Origin of the sequence: Schnuerera sp. (assembly GCF_035459645.1) — a bacterium.
In the GTDB taxonomy this organism is placed as follows: domain Bacteria; phylum Bacillota; class Clostridia; order Tissierellales; family Tepidimicrobiaceae; genus Schnuerera.
Window position 1 is genome coordinate 1 of the sequence record NZ_DATHXO010000208.1, and the last position, 2470, is coordinate 2470.

General features: G+C 33.7%; 3 protein-coding genes. All 3 read left to right on the forward strand.

Going from position 1 to position 2470, the window contains the following annotated elements; genetic code table 11:
* Window positions 1-298 precede the first annotated feature (298 nt).
* Window positions 299-505 (forward strand): CLC_0170 family protein, encoded by a 207-nt coding sequence (locus VK998_RS04915; protein ID WP_325226173.1) that lies wholly within the window; start codon window positions 299-301, stop codon window positions 503-505.
* A 9-nt stretch (window positions 506-514) separates the two neighbouring features.
* Window positions 515-2008, forward strand: a complete 1494-nt coding sequence (locus VK998_RS04920) for a spore germination protein (RefSeq protein WP_325226176.1) — start codon at window positions 515-517, stop codon at window positions 2006-2008.
* Between the two features lie 4 nt (window positions 2009-2012).
* Window positions 2013-2470 (forward strand): GerAB/ArcD/ProY family transporter (locus VK998_RS04925; protein WP_325226178.1); only part of this gene is annotated, 458 nt, incomplete at its 3' end.

Here is a 2470-nt window from a genome sequence, read left to right on the forward strand (position 1 = left end):
CTTCCCTTGCCCTCCTCCCACCACTGGTGGGCCACCAGGACAGCGGACGCCGCCCCGATGAGCTCCCAGCCGAGGAGGAGCGTCAGGAGCCCCGTGGCCCCGGCGATCACCTCCATGGCGCCCACCGACGCCGTGAGCACGGTGTATTTGGATTATTCGATGATAAGGAAAAATCATTAAAGTGTAAAAAAGAATTAGAAAAAAAAATAGATAAAGTTTATATAGTTAGAACTATATAAACCCATGAATAATAATCCCACTTTCTGCTAATTATATATATTAGCTGGGGGTGGGTTTTTTGTATAGATTTGTTGGGCCAATTAAAAGTATATTTGACAATTTAACTATAACAATAATCATAGTAGTAGCATTGTTTTCCTTGTTAATAGATGTACCTAATTGTAAGAAAAAGGGATTCGTTAAAGAGTATAGAATGGTTAAAATTATTTCCTATTCCTACATAGTTTTTGGAGTTATTATTTTTATTTTTTTGAGAATGGTCTAGGAGGTTTTTATGGGACAGATTGTATCTAAGGATTTAAATAAAAATATCGATATATTAAAGACCATATTTAAAGATTGCGATGATATTGTCTATAGATTTATAGACATAGGCAAAGATACCAAAAGAGAAGCTTGTTTTATATTTTCTGATGGTCTTATAGATAAAGTTTTGCTAAGTGAATATGCTATTCAATTATTATTGACTACCAGTGGTGTGGAAGATGTAGAATCAACTTTCAAATTAAATAGATTGGATAAAATAGCTAAAGAATCCATTGCTATACCAGAAATAAAAGAAGAAGAAGATTTAAGTAAAATAGTAGATGCAGTTTTGTCTGGAGAAACTGCTTTTTTTGTAGACAAGGCAAACAAGGCGTTATTACTCTCTTCTAGAGGATGGCCTACAAGGGGAGTAGGAGAACCAGAAACGGAAACTGTGGTAAGAGGACCTAGAGATGGATTTAGTGAAACCTTAAAATTAAACACAACTCTGGTACGGAGGCGTATAAAGGACCCTAAATTAAAAATTAAAAACATCCAAATAGGTAGAAGATCTAAAACAGATATTTCAATAATGTATATTGATGATATTGCAAGCAAAAAGATATTAAAAGAGTTAAATAGAAGATTAGATAAAATTGATATAGATGCCATAATAGATAGCTCTATGTTGGAATTTTTAATAGAAGATAATTATCTATCTCCTTTTCCTCAAATAGAAAATACAGAGAGACCGGACACTTTAGCTGCCTCCTTATATGAGGGAAGAGTCGGTATATTAGTAGACAATACTCCATTTGCATTAATAATACCAGCTACCATAGGTACCTTATCCCAATCAGCAGAAGACTATTATAGTCGATGGACTATTACCACAGTAATTCGTTGGATTAGAATGATAGCTGCTTTTTTATCATTATTAGCTCCTGCTCTATATATAGCCATAACATCTTTTCATCCAGGCATAATACCTACAATATTGACCTATTATTTAGGCGCTAGTAGAGTTAATGTACCCTTTCCAGCTGTAATAGAGGCCTATTTAATGGAGTTAACTATTGAATTATTAAGAGAGTCAGGAACAAGGATAGCAGGTCCTATAGGAACTACCATTGGCATAGTAGGAGGACTTATAATTGGTCAGGCAGCAGTAGAAGCAGGAGTAGTAAGCCCATTGATGATTATAATTGTTGCCATAACCACTATAGCTTCATTTTCTTTGCCAAGCTATGAATGGGCTTCTGGATTTAGGTTTTGCAGATTCATATTTATGGCTTTAGCAGGTATATTAGGGCTATATGGCATAATGCTAGGGATAGTCGTATTATCAACCCATTTTGCAAGGTTAGAAAGTTTTGGAATTCCCTTTTCTGCACCCTATTCTGGATTGGGAATAGAAGAAGGGGATTTGAAGGATACTTTAGTAAAAGCACCTATACAAAAGTTACAACTAAGACCTATATTTACATTTCCTAGAAACAGAAGAAGAATGAGAAAAAGGTGAAAATATGCATAATAAAGATACAATATCCAATCAACAGATAAAAGCATTATTGATAACTACTGTTATTGGTGTAGGAATATTATCCTTGCCTAGTGATTTAGCAATTATATTGGATAATAGTGGATGGATAGTAATAGTAATATGTGGTTTAATCATTCTGCCCTTTACTATAATTATGGATAGGATATTTAAAATGTATCCAGGAATGTCCTTTTTTCAAATCGGTAGAAAAACAATGAATCCAATAATATTCAATGTTTTTTTAATAATCATGACATCTTATTCTGTCCTATTATTATCCTATGCTTGTAGAATTTTTGCAGAAGTAATCAAAGCATACTTGTTAGAAACTACTCCTACAGAAGTTATAATTTTGACTATGTTAATTTCAATAACTTATGTAGCAAGATCTAAATTGGCAGTTGTAGCTCGAGTAGCAGTTATGATCTATCCTATAATACT